Consider the following 15,088-nt stretch of genomic DNA (forward strand, 5'->3'; position numbering starts at 1 on the left):
TGTAATCGGACCGCCATGACCCTGACGCTTCTCGCCGCCCTCGTGCCGATCGCGCTTCTGATAGGGCTCGGCGCGGCCCTGCGCCGCCTCGGCTTCCTCGCCGAGAGCTTCTGGCCGCAGGCCGAACGCCTCGCCTATTACGTGCTGCTTCCGAGCCTTCTCCTCGACAGCCTCGCCACCGCACGCCTCGCCGACGTGCCCGTGGCTGCGCTCGCCCTAGTCCTGGTTCTCTCGACCCTGGCGGTGGCGGGCCTGGTGCTGGCGGCACGCCCGCGCCTCGGCTTCGGCGGACCGGCCTTCACCTCGGTGTTCCAGGGAGGGATCCGGTTCAACAACTATGTGGGCGTCTCGGCTGCGGCCGGCCTCTACGGCGCTCAGGGCGTCGCACTGGCGGCGGTGGCGAACGCCGCGATCGTGCCGACGGTCAACGTGCTCTGCGTGCTGGTCTTCGCTCGTTTCGGCACGGCCGAGAGGCCCTCGGCCCTCGGCCTCGCGCGTCAGATCGCCCTCAATCCCCTGGTCGTCGGCAGCCTCGGCGGCATCGCGCTCCAGGCGTCGGGGCTCGGCCTGCCGCCGGGACTCGAGCCGATGCTACGGGCCCTCGGGCAGGCTTCGCTGCCGCTGGGCCTCCTCTGCGTCGGCGCCGCCCTCGATTTCGGATCGGCGCGAAGCTGGATCCGGCCGGTCGCCGTGGCGTCCCTGATCAAGTTCGGGCTGATGCCGACCGCCACCGTGCTGGCCTGCCTCGCCTTGGGGCTCAAGGGTCCGGCCGCGGTGACAGCGCTGCTGTTCCAGACCCTGCCGACCGCGTCGTCGTCCTACATCATGTCGCGCCAGCTCGGCGGCGACGCGCCGCTGATGGCGGGAATCACGGCGACCCAGACCGTGATCGCCGGGGCGGCGCTCCCCCTCGTCCTGGCCGTCGTGCTGGCTTTGGCCGGTCTCGGCTGAGACGCCCAGGGGGGTCCCCGGTCAGGTCAGTTCCCAGGCGGCGGGATCGTTCATCAGCGCCGCGACCAGGGCGTGGTTCAGCTCGTGCCCCGTATGCGCGGCCTCGATCCGGCCGAGGATCGGACGTCCCGCCAGCGCAAGATCGCCGACGAGGTCGAGCATGCGGTGGCGCACCGGTTCGTCGGGCACCGTCATCCCGCCGAGGATGCGCCCGCCCACGATACAGGCGGTCGAGGAGAGATTCGCTCCCCGCAGCAGCGGCTTGCGCAGGAGCGTGCCGTAGATCTTGGCGGGAATCGCCCATTTGGCCCGTCCGAAGCTGCGCGACGGGGCCAGCTGCTCGGCGAACACCTCCGGCGTGATCGGGCCGGACCAGTGCATGGGGGCGAAATGGGCGAGTTCGAGACGGCCGGAGAGGTGAAGCGCATCCGCCGGCTCGATCCTCAACGACCGGCGGTCCCGGCGGACCTCGACGGGCCGCAGCACGCGGATGCTGCGCAAGGGGGCATCGGTCTCGGTCCGGCCGCTCGCGCGCAACGCCTCGCACCAGGGCAGGGCGCCCCCGTCGAAGATCGGCAGTTCCTCCGCGTCGAGGCAGACGAGGGCGTTGTCGATGCGATACGCGTGGAGCGCGGCCAGGAGATGCTCCACGGTGCGGACCAGCGGCCCCTCGGTCGAGCGCAGGGCGGTACAGAGCGGCTGGGTCTCGCGAAAGGTCCACAGGGCCGGGACGTCCACCGTCCGCCCCCGGCATAAGCTTCGCCGGAAGACGATACCGTGGTCGTCGTGAGCGGGCGCGACCGTGACCGTGACGCGGCGCCCGGTATGCAGGCCGCGGCCCGTCAGACGGAAGCTCGCGGACAGCGTCGCCTGCCGGCGGCGCGCAGCCTGGGTCGACGACGGCGAGGGCACTGCTGGTTCGATCCTGGATGGTTCTGCCGGACGGGTCGCGCCTGCGACGTCTCTCGATGGCGCCGACCCTGCCGGCATGGCTCGGCTCCCGGCGCGATCAACCGGGATTGGCACGCGACAGGCGGTTCATGTCGGCGTGCGGGTAGCGTAACCCGGATCGATTGCAAAGGCGGGTAAACTCCGCGCGATGCGTGGCGTCTTTCCCCCGACACGATCGCAGGGCCGCACCGGCGCCGAAAAACGGGCGGCGCGACTTTTGGTAGGGATGGTCCGCCGGAATGGGTTGACCCACGGGACCGGCAGCTTAACGATCACCCGCTTTAGGAGACGATACCCGTGACTGCAGGACGGCTGGCGACAATCCCCTTCTTCAAGGAGCCGGGAATCGAGCTGTCGGCCTATGAGACCCGCTGCCATTGGCGCCGGTTCGACGAAAACGAAGTCCTGGTCGATTACGACGACATCTCCACCGACGTATATTTCCTCGCCTCGGGCGAGGTCCGCATCCTCAACCGCTCGCAATCGGGCAAGGAAGTCATCCTCGGCGAGATGCGGGGCGGCGCGTTCTTCGGCGAGCTCGCGGCCCTCGACGGGATCGGCCGCTCGGCCAACGTCACCGCCCTGACCCGCGGCGAGGTCTGTGTCGTCCCGGCCCCGACCTTCCGGCAGATGATCTTCGCCTCCGAGGCCATCGCCGACCGTCTGTTCCGGCTGCTGGCCAAGCGTGTGCGCGAACTCAACACGCGGCTCATGGAACACGCGCTCCTCGACCTGCGCCACCGCCTCTATGCCGAGTTGCTGCGCCTGTCGGTCCCGCGTGCCGGCGGCGACGGCGAACGGGTGGTGACGCCGCCGCCCTATCATCACGTGCTGGCCGCCCGCATCGGCTGCCGGCGCGAGCAGGTGACCCGCGAGTTCACCGTGATGGCGGCCGACGGCCTGATCGACCGGACCCGGGGCGCCCTCGTCATCCGCCGGCCGGACCTGCTGGAGGCGCGGGTGGCCGAAGCCTTGCGCGAGGACAATTGACGGCGCCGAACGCCGTGGTCCCGTTCCTCTCCCTCCACCGGCTGACGAAGACGTTCGGCACCCATGACGCGGTGGCGGATGTCTCGCTCGACATGCCGTCGGGCGAAATTCTCTGCCTGCTCGGTCCCTCCGGCTGCGGCAAGAGCACCCTGCTTCGCCTGATCGCCGGGTTCGAGGCGCCGACGGACGGATCGATCCGCCTCGACGGGACGGATCTCACCGGCCTCGCCCCGCACAGGCGGCCGGTGAACATGATGTTCCAGTCCTACGCGCTGTTTCCCCATCTCAGCGTCGCGGGCAACATCGCCTACGGGCTGAAGGGCCTCGGCCGTGCGGCCGCCTCCGCCCGCGTGGAGGACTTGCTGCGCCTGGTGCGGCTGGAGGAGTTCGGGAACCGGGCGCCTGAGACCCTGTCCGGCGGCCAGCGCCAGCGCGTCGCCCTGGCCCGCGCCCTGGCGCGCGAACCGAAGGTGCTCCTCCTCGACGAGCCCCTCGGCGCCCTCGACCGGGGCCTGCGCGAGCAGACCCAGGGCGAATTGCGCACGATCCAGCGCCGCCTCGGCACCGCCTTCGTCATCGTCACTCACGATCCCTCGGAGGCCATGGCGCTGGCAGACCGGATCGGCGTGATGGACAGGGGCCGCCTCGTCCAGATCGGCCGGCCCGAGACGCTCTACGAACGGCCCGCCAACCGCTTCGTCGCCGGCCTGCTGGGCGACGTGAACCTCATTCCGGGGACGGTCCGGGACGCCAATGGAGCGCTGGTGCGGGTCGAGACCGCCCTCGGGCCGGTCCTCGCCCTCGGGGAGGGCGCCCCGGCCGCCGGCGCACCCGCCGTGATCGCCCTGCGCCCGGAGCGCGTCGGGGCTTCAGCCGTCGATCCGAAGGCCGCCGGAGATCGCAACGCCCTCCACGGGCACGTCGAGACCTCCACCTATCTCGGCGACCGCATCCGCCTCCAGATCCGCATGGCTGACGGCAGCACGATCCGCGCGAGCCTGCCCGCCGGAGCCGGGATCGCCAGTGGCGTCCCGGTGCGCCTGTCCTTCGCCCCCGAGGCCGCGACGGTCATGGCGGCGTGATGAAGCGGCTCCTCCCGGTTGCGCCGTATCTGTGGCTCGCCGCCTTCGTGCTGCTGCCCTGCCTCATCACCCTCAAGATCAGCCTGTCCTCGCCGGCGACGGCGCAGCCGCCCTACCTGCCGGTGCTCGACTGGAGCGCCGGGATCGACGGATGGGGCGCCTTCCTCGAAGCCCTGGACTTCGCCAATTTCGAGACCCTGGCCGGCGACAGCCTGTATCGCGACGCGGCCCTGTCCTCCCTGCTCTATGCCGCCACGGCGACGGCGATCCTGGTGATCCTCGGCACGCCCGTCGCCCATGCGCTGGCCCGCTCGCCGGCCCGGCTCCAGCCGCTCCTCGTGGCCCTGGTGATCGTGCCGTTCTGGACGAGTTTCCTCATCCGCATCTATGCCTGGATCGCGATCCTGAAGCCCGAGGGCCTGCTCAATGCCGGCCTCCTCTGGACCGGCCTCGTCGCCCGCCCCCTCGACATCCTGAACACGCCGGCCGCAGTGATGATCGGCCTGACCTACGCCTACCTGCCCTTCATGGTGCTGCCGCTCTATGCCGTGCTCTCCCGCCTCGACCCGGCCCTGACGGAGGCCGCCGCCGATCTCGGCGCCTCGCCGGCGCGGGCGTTCTGGACCGTGACGCTGCCGCTGGCGCGGCCCGGCATCGCCGCGGGCGCGCTCCTGTGCTTCATCCCGATGGTGGGCGAGTTCATCATCCCCGATCTCCTCGGCGGCTCCGGTACGCTCATGCTCGGCCGCGTTCTGTGGAGCGAGTTCTTCTCCAACCGCGACTGGCCGCTCGCCTCGGCGGTGGCGGTGCTGCTCCTCGTCCTCATCGTCGGACCGATCGTGCTGTTCCGGGATGCCGAGCGCGAGCGCGGCGGGGTCGGCCGATGAGTCCGCTCAACCGCCTCAGCCTCGGGCTCGGACTCGCCTTCCTCTACGCGCCGATCGCCGTCCTCGTCGTCTTCTCGTTCAACGCCTCGTCCCTCGTCACGGTCTGGGGCGGGTTCTCCACACGCTGGTACGGGGTACTCCTCGACGACGGCCCGCTCATCGCCGCCGCCCTGGTCTCCCTGAAAGTGGCGTCGCTCGCCGCCCTGGTGGCGACGATCCTCGGCACGCTGGCGGCCCTGGCCCTGGACCGCAGCGGCCGCTTCGGCGGACGGGGCACCTTCACCGGCCTCGTCTACGCGCCGATGGTGATGCCGGAGGTGATCACCGGCCTGTCGCTGCTGCTGCTCTTCGTCGGGCTCGGCCTCGACCGCGGTCTCGTGACCCTGGTCATCGCCCATGCCACCCTCGGCCTCGGTTTCGTCGCCGTGGTGGTGGGCGCCCGGTTGAAGGGGCTCGACCGTTCCCTGGAGGAGGCGGCGGCGGATCTCGGAGCGGGACCCGTCCGGGTCTTCGTCACGGTCACCCTGCCGCTGATCGCGCCGTCCCTGGCGGCGGCGTTCCTCCTCGCCTTCACCCTCTCCCTCGACGACCTCGTCATCGCGAGCTTCGTCTCGGGACCGGGGGCGACGACCCTGCCGATGCGGCTCTACAGCCAGGTCCGTCTCGGGGTGAACCCGGAGATCAACGCCGCTTCGACGCTTCTCGTCGGCGGGGTCACCCTCGTCGTGCTGGCGGCGTCGTTCCTCACCGGCCGGTCCTCCGCCGGAGCTCAGGGCACGTAGGCCCGCACCCGCATGGGCAGGTCGAGCGCCCCCGTCCGCGGCGCCTGCATGGCACCGGGAGCGAGGATCGAGCCGCCCCGGGAGTCGAGATCGGAACCGCCCTCGCGCGGGATGACGCGAACGGCGACGGCGTCCCAGGGACCATCGATGTCGAACAGCGGCCCCTTCGACAGGGCCGGAGACAGGCTCTGGGGCGGGACCGGACGCAGGACGGTGTCGCTGGAAGCGCGCGGGATCAGCTCCGCCCTGGCGGCGAGGGTCCGCTCCGGCAGCGACAGGGTTCCGCGCAGGGACGCGGACAACGACGTCGTCTTCAGAATGCCATCGGTGATGTCGCCGATCCCGTCGGCGAAGCGAAGGATCACCCCCGCGCGCTCGAAGGGCGTGCGGCCATTCCGGCGGACCAGGGCGCCATCGACGGCGACGCCGTTGCGGTGGACCACGTCGGCGAGGTCGAGCCCGGCGAGGGTGCCGTTCTCCATGGCGAAGGACGAGCGGCCGCTGAGGTGGGCGATCAGCCCGGCGGCGGTACGGCCCGAACCCTCGAGGGTGAACTGTCCCTGGGCGTTGCCCAGGATCCACGCCTCCTGCCCGACATCGCCCAGAAAGGCCCCGAAATCGAGCTGGTCGAAAGCGCCCTGCGCACGCAGTTCCGTCTCGCCGCGATCGGTGGCCGAGGTGGTGAGGCCGAACCGTCCCTTGACGAGGCCGCCCCTCACCATCGCGCGGACGAGAGAGCCTTCCACGTTGCCTTCGCGCACCAGGACGCTGGATGCGAGATCCTCCATGACCACCGGGCCGAGGCGGGCACTGCCCGCCGAGAGACGCAGGTCGAGGTCGCCTCCGGTGAAGGGCCGCAGGGCCAGGCTCTGCCGGCTCCAGCCGTTGGCGTTCAACGTGTCGTCCGAGCCGAAGACCCGGACCAGGGTGACCAGGACGGGGGCGAGGTTCAGGCTCTCCGCCGCCAGGGTCGCCTGCAGGGCCGGGCGACCCTGGCCGAAGCTGATCGAGCCGGCCCCTTCGAGGCTGTTGTCTCCGAGCCGCAGACGCATGGACGGCAGGAGCAGGGTGCGGCCCGAACTCTCGAACGTGCCGTCGATGGCCAGGGTCTCGAGGAAGGGCGACAGGGCGATGTCCGTCCCCGCCCAGGCCAAGGTCTCACGCAGGGAACGGGTCTGCAGGCTGCCCTGGCCGCGAAGCGACACCCCGTCGGCGAGGCTGCCGCGTCCCTCCGCCGTCATCTGGCCCGCGGGCCAGGTCGCGCTGGCCGAGAACGGGGATTCGCGGCCCGAGAACAGCTCGTCCAGACGAACCCCGGACAGCGAGAACCGGGTGGGCGTCTCGTTCCAGATGAAGCTTCCCGCGACGTTGGTCTGCGAACTCCAGAACGGCCAGGCGAGGACCAGATCGACGTCGCTGGCGGTCTGGGCACTGCCGTCGCGGGGATCGCGGCCCACCAGCGTCGCATCCGTGAGGCTGATGCGACGGGGACGGACAGCGCCGCCCTCGGTCAGGCGCGTCTTCAGGCGACGGAACGGCTCGACCCAGCGCCGATCCCCGTCATCGACGGGGAGGGTGATCGTGGTGCGTTCGAGGGAGAGGGTGTCGATCTCGATGCGGCCGGCGAGGAGCGCACGGATCCCGAGCTTGAGGGTGAGCGATCCGCCCTCGGCGAGTAGCGGCCCGTCCACCGTCCCGGCACTGAGCCGGACGCCCTCGAAATCCAGCCGGGGAACGGGAAGCAGGGCGATCCCCGCCGGCCCCTCGGCCGTCATCGCGATTCCGTAACCGGTCGCCAGCGACTTGCCGACGCCCCGCGTCAGGCGCGCGGAGGCCACGGACCAGGGCAGGCAGGCCGCGATCAGGGCGAGGACGAGGCTGCCGAAACAGAGGGCCGGCAGGAGGCGGCGGAGCGGCATATCTCTCCCTATCGGAGCAAAACCGCGACGCGCGGTCCCGCGCACGGCCTCGCCTCGCCGCTGCGGTCGATCTTCCAAAAACCTGCCCCCCGTCTCCTTCCATAGCGAGCCGGACGGGGTTTGTCTGCCATGCATCATTTCTCCGCGGTGGAGCATTCGGAAGCAGCCTCCCCTCCTTGCGATCATCCTCCCCCGACGGCGCATCCTGCTACAGGTCTCGCCACCCTTATCCTTTCCACCCCGATGTTCTCCCGCAGGATCTTGCCGAAACGCCCGATCCTGGCGCAGAGACAGGACAGACGGACTTGGCCAGCCCCCTTGGTAGACCTGAGCCCCGCGCGAGCCGGGCCGGGACGGCGGGATTGGCTCGCGTTTCGCAGGGCGGCCCGAAACGGCGCCAGGGACCGGATTCCGGGAGGAAGGCTTGAGATGAAGAAGGTATATTCCGACGCCACGCAGGCGGTCGCCGGCTTGCTCGAGGACGGCATGACGATCATGGCCGGCGGCTTCGGCCTTTGCGGCATCCCTGACGAGCTGATCGACGCGATCCAGGCGTCAGGGGTCAAGGATCTCACCGTCATCTCCAACAATGCCGGCATCGACAATGTCGGCCTCGGCAAGCTGCTGCAGACCCGCCAGATCGCGAAGATGATCTCCTCCTATGTGGGTGAGAACAAGGAATTCGCCCGCCAGTATCTCGGCGGCGAACTCGCCATCGAGTTCAACCCGCAAGGGACGCTGGCCGAGCGCATCCGCGCCGGCGGGGCGGGCATTCCCGCCTTCTTCACCAAGACCGGCGTCGGCACGCTCATCGCCGAGGGCAAGGAGGTGCGCGAGTTCGACGGCGAGGATTACGTGATGGAGCGCGGGCTGTTCGCGGATCTCGCCATCGTCCACGCCTGGAAGGGCGATACCGAGGGCAACCTCGTCTATCGAAAGACCGCCCGCAACTTCAATCCGATGATGGCCACCGCCGCCAAGGTGACGGTCGCCCAGGTGGAGCATCTGGTCCAGCCCGGCGAGATCGACGGGGACGCGATCCATACGCCGGGCATCTTCGTCAAGCGCATCATCCACGTGGCCATCCGCGAGAAGAGGATCGAGCAGCGCACCACGCGCAAGCGTGGCGAGACCGCCGCCTCCTCCGCCGCCGTCTGACATCCTAGGGAGACACCACCATGGCCTGGACCCGCGAACAGATGGCGGCGCGCGCCGCCAAGGAGCTGCGCGACGGCTACTACGTGAACCTCGGCATCGGCATTCCGACCCTGGTCTCGAACTACATCCCCGACGGCATGTCGGTTCAGCTGCAATCCGAGAACGGCATGCTCGGCATGGGCCCCTTCCCCTACGAGGGCGAGGAAGACCCCGACCTCATCAATGCCGGCAAGCAGACGATCACCGAATTGCCGACCACGAGCTATTTCTCGTCCTCCGATTCCTTCGGCATGGTCCGGGGCGGGCACATCAACCTGTCGATCCTCGGCGCCATGCAGGTGGCGGAGAACGGCGACCTCGCCAACTGGATGATCCCCGGCAAGATGGTGAAGGGCATGGGCGGCGCCATGGATCTCGTCGCCGGCGTGAAGAAGGTGGTGGTGGTGATGGAGCACACCGCCAAGGGCAAGGACGGGTCGGAGGCGCCCAAGCTCCTCACCGCCTGCGACCTGCCGCTGACCGGCACCGCCGTGGTCGACATGGTGATCACGGATCTCGGCGTCTTCACCATCGACAAGAAGGGCGACGGCGGCATGGTCCTGGTCGAACTCGCCGACGGCGTCACCGAGGAGGAGATCCGCTCCAAGACCCAGGGCGCCTTCACCGTGGCGCTGAACTGAGTGCTTTCACAACTTCCGACCCGCCGCCGTGCCCCGAACGAGAGCCGGTGGTGGCCGGGACCTGTGTGATGCCGGGCCTCGATGAGCCCGACCCATGGATCGGGGTCGGCGGGACTTGGGATAAGGCACTCTGACAGGACTGCGGTCCGAACCCGACGATCCACCCTGGAAGGGCTCCCGCCGCATTCGCAGCGGGAACCCTTTTCCTGGCGGGAGCGGTCTTTTCGCGTGAACTCTAAGCCCTCGCGGCCGGCGGCTCCCGAAACCGGACCGGGAACGGGAAGGCCGCCCGCAGGGGCTTCGTGTCGAGGGGGGAGGGCGGAAGCACGCAGGCGCGGCGGTCGAGCCAGGCGAGGTCGTCGAACGTGCGGGGAAGCTCGAGGGCTTCGTCGGAGAGCCCCACCGATTGCTTGTAGTCCCGCATCTTGAAGGAATCCTTCGCCTCCTTCTTGCCCTCCGCCAGCCGCGCCGATTGTGCGGGGACACCATAGGCATGCGCCACGATGAGGCCGTGCAGCGAGGTGGTGACGATCTCCTCGCAGGAGAGGATCTCGCGGATCACCCGCTCGATATCCTCGAACGACACGGCCAAGAGCGAGATGACCTTCACGTGGTCGGCGCCCACCGCCTCGACGGCCTGGCGGATCCGCGCTTCCTGCAGGACGTGGGCGATGATGCCGACCGTGTGGGTCTTCTCCACAACGGGCGCATAGAGCTCGGGCAGCAGGATGGCCGCGTCGCCGTAGATTTCGGGACATTGCCCGCCCGCGGCCAGAACGGCCTCGCGCGACAGCGGTCCGCGAACCGCCGCATAGATCGCGGTCGGGCAGATGTCGTCGGTGCTGCGGGGCATGCCGGTTCCCCACAGATGCATGCCGGGGCGGGCGAACTTGGCGATGCTGCCGATGCAGAGTCCGTCAGCCTGTTTCGAACTGTACCAGCGGGGCATGACGCCGAAGGCATGCCAGAGCACGTAGGGTGTCAGGATATCGCCGAAATTCCCCGGGAACGGACTGCGCATCCACCAGATCTTCGGACGAAACCGCTCGTCGAGTCCGGCCTCCGCCGCGATATCGTCGAAGGTGAGCAGAGAGCGATAGGCCGCTACGAGCGCTCCCCACTTCTCGACCGACTGGCCCAGCAGCTCGGCTTCCAATTGGAGGAAAGCGTCCCGCTCTCCATTCCTGAGGAAGGTCAGGAACGTCTTCTCGGCAACAGCTTCTTCATCATTCGCCAATGTTCGTCTCTCCCTGCTGAGCCGGCTCCAGATTCGAAGCCGTTCCCCGGAAAAATGGGACGCGATGGCAAAGACTTAATAAGCCTCGTCATCCAGCGATCGCCGGAGGCTTATCTCAGGGTGCAAAGCCTGTGTCGAGGCGAATGCGTATACTGATCCTTCCAGGGCGGGTCAGTCGGCCGATGGCGCGCAGCCCTATTGCCGACGCCGCCATCCCCTCGTCCGTACCAGCCTCCACGTGCCCGGACGATGCGCGATGCAGCCTGACGCATCGAGGCTCGCATCGGAGCGGAGATATCGGTGCGCCGGCTCTCCCGGAGGCGAGCGGAGCCTCGGCGACAGCGCGGATGGAAAACGAAGCGGCGCCGACGGTGGAGCAACCCACCGCCGACGCCGCTTCGTTTGGCTTTGTCTCCGGCCCCGCGCGGTCCGGAGCGATCGTCCCGATCACTCCGGCCTGAAGGCAGCCGGTCGGTTCAACCGGTGCGACTAGAGGACGAAGTCGTTCGCGTGCAGAACGTCGACCACGCTCTTCAGTACGATCTGGAAGTCCGCCTTTCCATTTCCATCCACATCGCCTTCGACGATCGTCGAGCCGCCGGATTGGATCGTGTGCAGCTGTCCGGCCTGTTTGGTGAATGCCCCCGAGATGAAGGTGAACGACTGATCGCCGAGGACATTCGATACCGCATCGATCGATGACAGATCGACGACATCGGTTCCGATCTTGAAGTCCGTGATGACGTCGCGCGTCGCGGTTCCGGAGACACTGTCGTTCAGCGTCACGAAGGTGAAGGTGTCCTTCCCGGCCCCTCCCGTGAGTACATCTCGTGCAAGACCGCCGACCAGGACGTCGTTCCCGCCTCCTCCCACGATGGTGTTGGCGAACTCGTTCCCGGTCAGCGTCAGGCCCTTCGAGCCGACGGCGGTCAGGGTCTCGATTTCCTGCCCGGCTCCCAGCTTGAAGCTCACGCTGGTGAACACGGCATCGGCGGTACCGTTGGACGACGTCTCGAGGACCTGGTCGCTGGCATTGTCGACGTAGTAGGTGTCGTTGCCTTGACCGCCCGACAGGGTATCCGCGCCCGCCTTGCCATCGATGATGTCGTTGCCTTGGCCGCCGAAGATCGCGTTGGCCTTCTCGTTGCCGGTCAACGTCACTCCGGTCGTGCTCGAGGACTGCAGGGTCTCGATTTCCTGGCCGGCCTTCAGCGTGTAGCTGACACTGGCATATACGGTGTCGTTGCCGCCACCCACTGCCTCGGTCACCTGATCACCCGCCTGATCGACGTAATAGGTGTCGTTCCCGAGACCGCCGAAGAGAGCGTCCGCCCCGGCCTTACCGTCCAGGATGTCGTTTCCGGCACCACCGACGATCTTGTTGTTCACTTCGTTGCCGGTGAGCGTCAGGCCGGTGCTGCCCAGCGCGCGCAGGGTCTCGATCTCCTGACCACTGGCCAGCGTGTAGCTGACCGCGACGGAAACCGTGTCGTCTCCGCCAAGCCCGGCCTCGATCACCTGATCGCCCGCGTTGTCGACGAAATAGCTGTCGGCGCCGCTACCACCCACCATCGTATCCGCACCGGCCTTGCCGTTGATGACGTCGTTGCCGTCGCCTCCGATGATGGTGTTGTCGAACTCGTTGCCGGTCAACGTGAAGGCGCCCGACCCCGAACTCTGGAGCCGTTCGATCTCCTGACCCGCCTTCAACGTGTAGTTGACGCTGGTGACGACCGTATCGGTGCCGCCGTTGGCAGCCTCGGTCGCTTGATCGGCGGCGTTGTCGACGATGTAGCGGTCGTCACCCCCCAGACCCGTGGCGGACGTGCCGGTCCCCGTGAGGAGGAAGGTGTTGTCGCCCGAGGTTCCGAGAGCCGACCCCGTGACCGTGATCGTGAGATGCTCCGTCGTGGATTGCCCGCCGGTGTCCTTCGCGACGTAGACGAAATCGTCGGTGCCGGTCTGGCCGACGGCGAGGATCCCCTCCTTGTCCGCCAGGTACGAGTACGAGCCATCCTGGTTGAGGGTCAGCGTCCCGTACGCGCCGGCAAGGGTCGCCACTCCGTTGGACGGTGCCTTCGTGGTTTCCCCCGAGGTCACGGACGTGATCTCGAGACGATCACCCAGATCGACATCCAGATCGTTGGTCAGGACATTGCCGTCGATCGACAATCTCTGAGCCACCGATCCATTGTCGGCCACGGCGGTCGGGGCGTCGTTGGTGCCCGTGATGGTGATGGTCTCGCTCTGGGCGGCCGTGGCCGTCCCGTCGCTGACCTCGTACTTCACCACGATCGTCTCGGTCGCGCCGGCCGCGAGGTGGTTGAACGCCGCGTTGGACGCATCCACCGTGAGGGTCGAGCCCGTCAGGCTGATCCCGGCCGGAGCCGAAACCGTGACACCGTCGACCTCGTAGGTCACCGATTTCACCGACAGCACCGCGCCGTCGTCGAGGTCGGTCGCACCTTCCAGCAGGTTCTTGGTGAAGGACGGAGCGCCCTCGATGGCCGAGACCGTCAGCGCTGCCGCCACCGTCGGGACGTCGTTGGTGCCCGTGATAATGATGGTCTCGCTCTGGGCGGCCGTGGCCGTCCCGTCACTGACCTCGTACTTCACCACGATCGTCTCGGTCACGCCGGCCGCGAGGTGGTTGAACGCCGCGTTGGACGCATCCACCGTCAGGGTCGAACCCGACACGCTGATCCCGGCCGGAGCCGAAACCGTGACGCCGTCGATCTCGTAGGTCACCGATTTCACCGACAGCGTGGCGCCGTCGTCGACGTCGGTCGCACCTTCCAGCAGGTTCTTGGTGAAGGACGGAGCGCCCTCGTTGGCCGAGGCCGTCAGCGCCGCCGTCACCGTCGGGGCGTCGTTGGTGCCCGTGAGCTTGAACGAGACCGACTGTTCGGTGCCGTCGGCAGCCTTCACCGTGAAGGTGTCGGTGTAGACCACACCGTCGGCGAAGTTGTCGTGAGCGGAACTCGCCACATACTGATAGCTGCCGTCTTCGGCGAGCGTCAGCGTTCCGTAGAGACCGCTCTTCACCAGCGGAGTGAACGCGTTTGCGATCCCATCGACATCGGCCGATGTCAGCGTTCCCGTCGTCGAGACATCCGTGGCCGAGTTCGTCTCCGTCAGAGTCTTGATCAGGTCACCTCCGAACGTTGCCGCATCGTTGGTGGCGGTGATCGATACGCTGGCGGTCACGACGGGCGACAGGCCATGCCCATCGTCCACGGCGAAGGTGATGCTGCGGGGAGTGACGGCCGGATCGTCCGAGGTGTTCTGGAACGTCACCTGCCGAAGCGCCGCCGCATAATCGGCCGCCGAAAAATCACCACTCAACGTGAGCGTGATCACGCCGTTCACCGTCGTGGTGCTCGCGGTCATGCCCGTGGGCAGGCCGGAAACCGCAAGGGTGTCGCTCGTCTGGGCATTCGTCAGCGTCACCACCGCGCCGCTCAGGACGGCATCGTCGATATCCGAAAGCTGCAGCGCGGGGGCGATGGCGATGGCGGCGCCATTCTCCGTGAAGGTGAGGGCGGTGCCGGTTCCGGAACCGGCTCCGTTCAGATCGAGGACGGACGCGTCGTTCTCCCCGTTGACGATGACCCGGAGGGTCTGGGTCACCGGCAGGGCGTTGGAATCGTTGACGTCTTTCACCTGGTAGGTGAAGGTCGCGACGTTGGCGTCGCCCTCCTGCAGCTCCTGCGCCTTCGAGTTGGGCGTGAAGGTGTAGCTTCCGTCCGACTTGATGACGAGGGTCCCGAGAGACGTGGTCACGGTCGCCCCGGTCGTGTCCGAGACGGACGAGAAACCGGTCGATCCGGTACCGGCGCGGATGCCGATGACGTGAAGCTCACTGCCGCCATCGCGATCGGCGTCGTTGAAGAGAACGCCCGATCCGGCATCCGTGACGAGGGGCGAATCCTCGGACGTCTCGAGGATATCGGCGACGGTGGTCGTCGCGTCCTGCGTACCGGTCACGGTGAAGCTGACGGCCTGCGGATCGGAGTCCCCGACCTTGACCTGGTAGCTCACGGTGAGGGTGTCAGTCGCCTTGAGGAAGTCGAGGTCGGCCGCCGCCGCGTTGTAGGTGTAGCCGAGCGTCTGCGTCGCGCCGTTCGAACCGGTGCCTGCGTCGAAGGTCAACTTCCCTTCGACGAGGGCCGTCTGCAGGAGTTCTGCTTGATCACCCGTCAGGACAACGCCGTTGAGCTTGAGGCTCGAACCCGCGATCGAGGCGTTCAGCGTTTCGCCGACGTCGAGGTCGCTGAAGCTCAGCGTGCCGGTGACGGCCGCCAGATCCTGGGCACTCGCATCGCCCAATTCGGCCACGCTGGCCGGGGAGGTGATGGCGCTGAGGATCGTCTTGTCGTTGGTGCCGGTGATGGTGATGGTCTCGGTCTGGGCGACCGTGACCTTGCCGTCGCTCACCTCGTAGCTCACCA

Annotated in this window: 11 protein-coding genes; 7 read left to right on the forward strand and 4 right to left on the reverse strand. The window is 68.1% G+C overall.

The annotated features are described in order from the left end of the window. Positions 1–15: 15 nt before the first annotated feature. The gene (locus tag MKK51_RS13510) at positions 16–951 is read left to right on the forward strand and encodes an AEC family transporter (RefSeq protein ID WP_243977777.1); all 936 of its coding nucleotides are present in this window, start codon (positions 16–18) and stop codon (positions 949–951) included. Between the two features lie 21 nt (positions 952–972). Here the strand turns inward: MKK51_RS13510 and MKK51_RS13515 are convergent, their stop codons facing one another. Beyond that, the gene (locus MKK51_RS13515) at positions 973–1,863 is read right to left on the reverse strand and encodes a UDP-3-O-acyl-N-acetylglucosamine deacetylase (protein ID WP_243977778.1); all 891 of its coding nucleotides are present in this window, start codon (positions 1,861–1,863) and stop codon (positions 973–975) included. Between the two features lie 336 nt (positions 1,864–2,199). Between MKK51_RS13515 and MKK51_RS13520 the strand changes: the two genes are divergently transcribed. From MKK51_RS13520 to MKK51_RS13535, 4 genes are read left to right on the forward strand one after another with little or no spacing between them, the layout of a single operon-like run. Then, positions 2,200–2,892, forward strand: coding sequence for a Crp/Fnr family transcriptional regulator (locus MKK51_RS13520; RefSeq protein ID WP_036266543.1), 693 nt, complete (start codon positions 2,200–2,202; stop codon positions 2,890–2,892). Beyond that, positions 2,889–3,974, forward strand: coding sequence for an ABC transporter ATP-binding protein (locus MKK51_RS13525; RefSeq protein ID WP_243977780.1), 1,086 nt, complete (start codon positions 2,889–2,891; stop codon positions 3,972–3,974). Before MKK51_RS13520 ends, MKK51_RS13525 begins: the two co-directional genes overlap by 4 nt. Then, positions 3,974–4,861, forward strand: coding sequence for an ABC transporter permease (locus MKK51_RS13530; RefSeq protein ID WP_243977782.1), 888 nt, complete (start codon positions 3,974–3,976; stop codon positions 4,859–4,861). Before MKK51_RS13525 ends, MKK51_RS13530 begins: the two co-directional genes overlap by 1 nt. Further along, positions 4,858–5,643: an ABC transporter permease gene (locus MKK51_RS13535; RefSeq protein ID WP_243977784.1), complete on the forward strand. Its 786-nt coding sequence runs from the start codon at positions 4,858–4,860 to the stop codon at positions 5,641–5,643. Before MKK51_RS13530 ends, MKK51_RS13535 begins: the two co-directional genes overlap by 4 nt. On the opposite strand, the gene MKK51_RS13540 is transcribed toward MKK51_RS13535, so the two are convergent. Continuing rightward, a complete protein-coding gene (locus MKK51_RS13540) occupies positions 5,631–7,562 on the reverse strand; it encodes an AsmA family protein (RefSeq protein ID WP_243977786.1) in 1,932 nt (643 codons plus the stop codon). The two genes, MKK51_RS13535 and MKK51_RS13540, sit on opposite strands and share 13 nt — an antisense overlap. 429 nt (positions 7,563–7,991) lie before the next feature. Between MKK51_RS13540 and MKK51_RS13545 the strand changes: the two genes are divergently transcribed. Together MKK51_RS13545 and MKK51_RS13550 are read left to right on the forward strand one after the other, a co-directional pair. Next, positions 7,992–8,720: a CoA transferase subunit A gene (locus MKK51_RS13545; protein ID WP_243977788.1), complete on the forward strand. Its 729-nt coding sequence runs from the start codon at positions 7,992–7,994 to the stop codon at positions 8,718–8,720. 20 nt (positions 8,721–8,740) lie between these two features. Beyond that, positions 8,741–9,400: a 3-oxoacid CoA-transferase subunit B gene (locus tag MKK51_RS13550; RefSeq protein ID WP_056149002.1), complete on the forward strand. Its 660-nt coding sequence runs from the start codon at positions 8,741–8,743 to the stop codon at positions 9,398–9,400. A 235-nt stretch (positions 9,401–9,635) separates the two neighbouring features. On the opposite strand, the gene MKK51_RS13555 is transcribed toward MKK51_RS13550, so the two are convergent. Beyond that, positions 9,636–10,637: a polysaccharide pyruvyl transferase family protein gene (locus MKK51_RS13555; RefSeq protein ID WP_243977789.1), complete on the reverse strand. Its 1,002-nt coding sequence runs from the start codon at positions 10,635–10,637 to the stop codon at positions 9,636–9,638. A 489-nt stretch (positions 10,638–11,126) separates the two neighbouring features. Then, positions 11,127–15,074 carry a beta strand repeat-containing protein gene (locus MKK51_RS13560; protein WP_243977791.1) on the reverse strand — a complete coding sequence of 1,316 codons (3,948 nt, stop codon included), beginning with the start codon at positions 15,072–15,074 and terminating at the stop codon, positions 11,127–11,129. Positions 15,075–15,088 lie beyond the last annotated feature (14 nt).

It is taken from the genome of Methylobacterium sp. E-045 (assembly GCF_022829685.1).
GTDB lineage: Bacteria > Pseudomonadota > Alphaproteobacteria > Rhizobiales > Beijerinckiaceae > Methylobacterium.

What these genes read in the sequence shown, in the direction of transcription:
- MKK51_RS13530 (WP_243977782.1), top strand. Translation starts at nt 3,974, where the DNA reads ATGAAGCGGCTCCTCCCGGTTGCGCCGTATCTGTGGCTCGCCGCCTTC.
- MKK51_RS13540 (WP_243977786.1), bottom strand. Translation starts at nt 7,562, where the DNA reads ATGCCGCTCCGCCGCCTCCTGCCGGCCCTCTGTTTCGGCAGCCTCGTC.
- MKK51_RS13535 (WP_243977784.1), top strand. Translation starts at nt 4,858, where the DNA reads ATGAGTCCGCTCAACCGCCTCAGCCTCGGGCTCGGACTCGCCTTCCTC.
- MKK51_RS13550 (WP_056149002.1), top strand. Translation starts at nt 8,741, where the DNA reads ATGGCCTGGACCCGCGAACAGATGGCGGCGCGCGCCGCCAAGGAGCTG.
- MKK51_RS13510 (WP_243977777.1), top strand. Translation starts at nt 16, where the DNA reads ATGACCCTGACGCTTCTCGCCGCCCTCGTGCCGATCGCGCTTCTGATA.
- MKK51_RS13545 (WP_243977788.1), top strand. Translation starts at nt 7,992, where the DNA reads ATGAAGAAGGTATATTCCGACGCCACGCAGGCGGTCGCCGGCTTGCTC.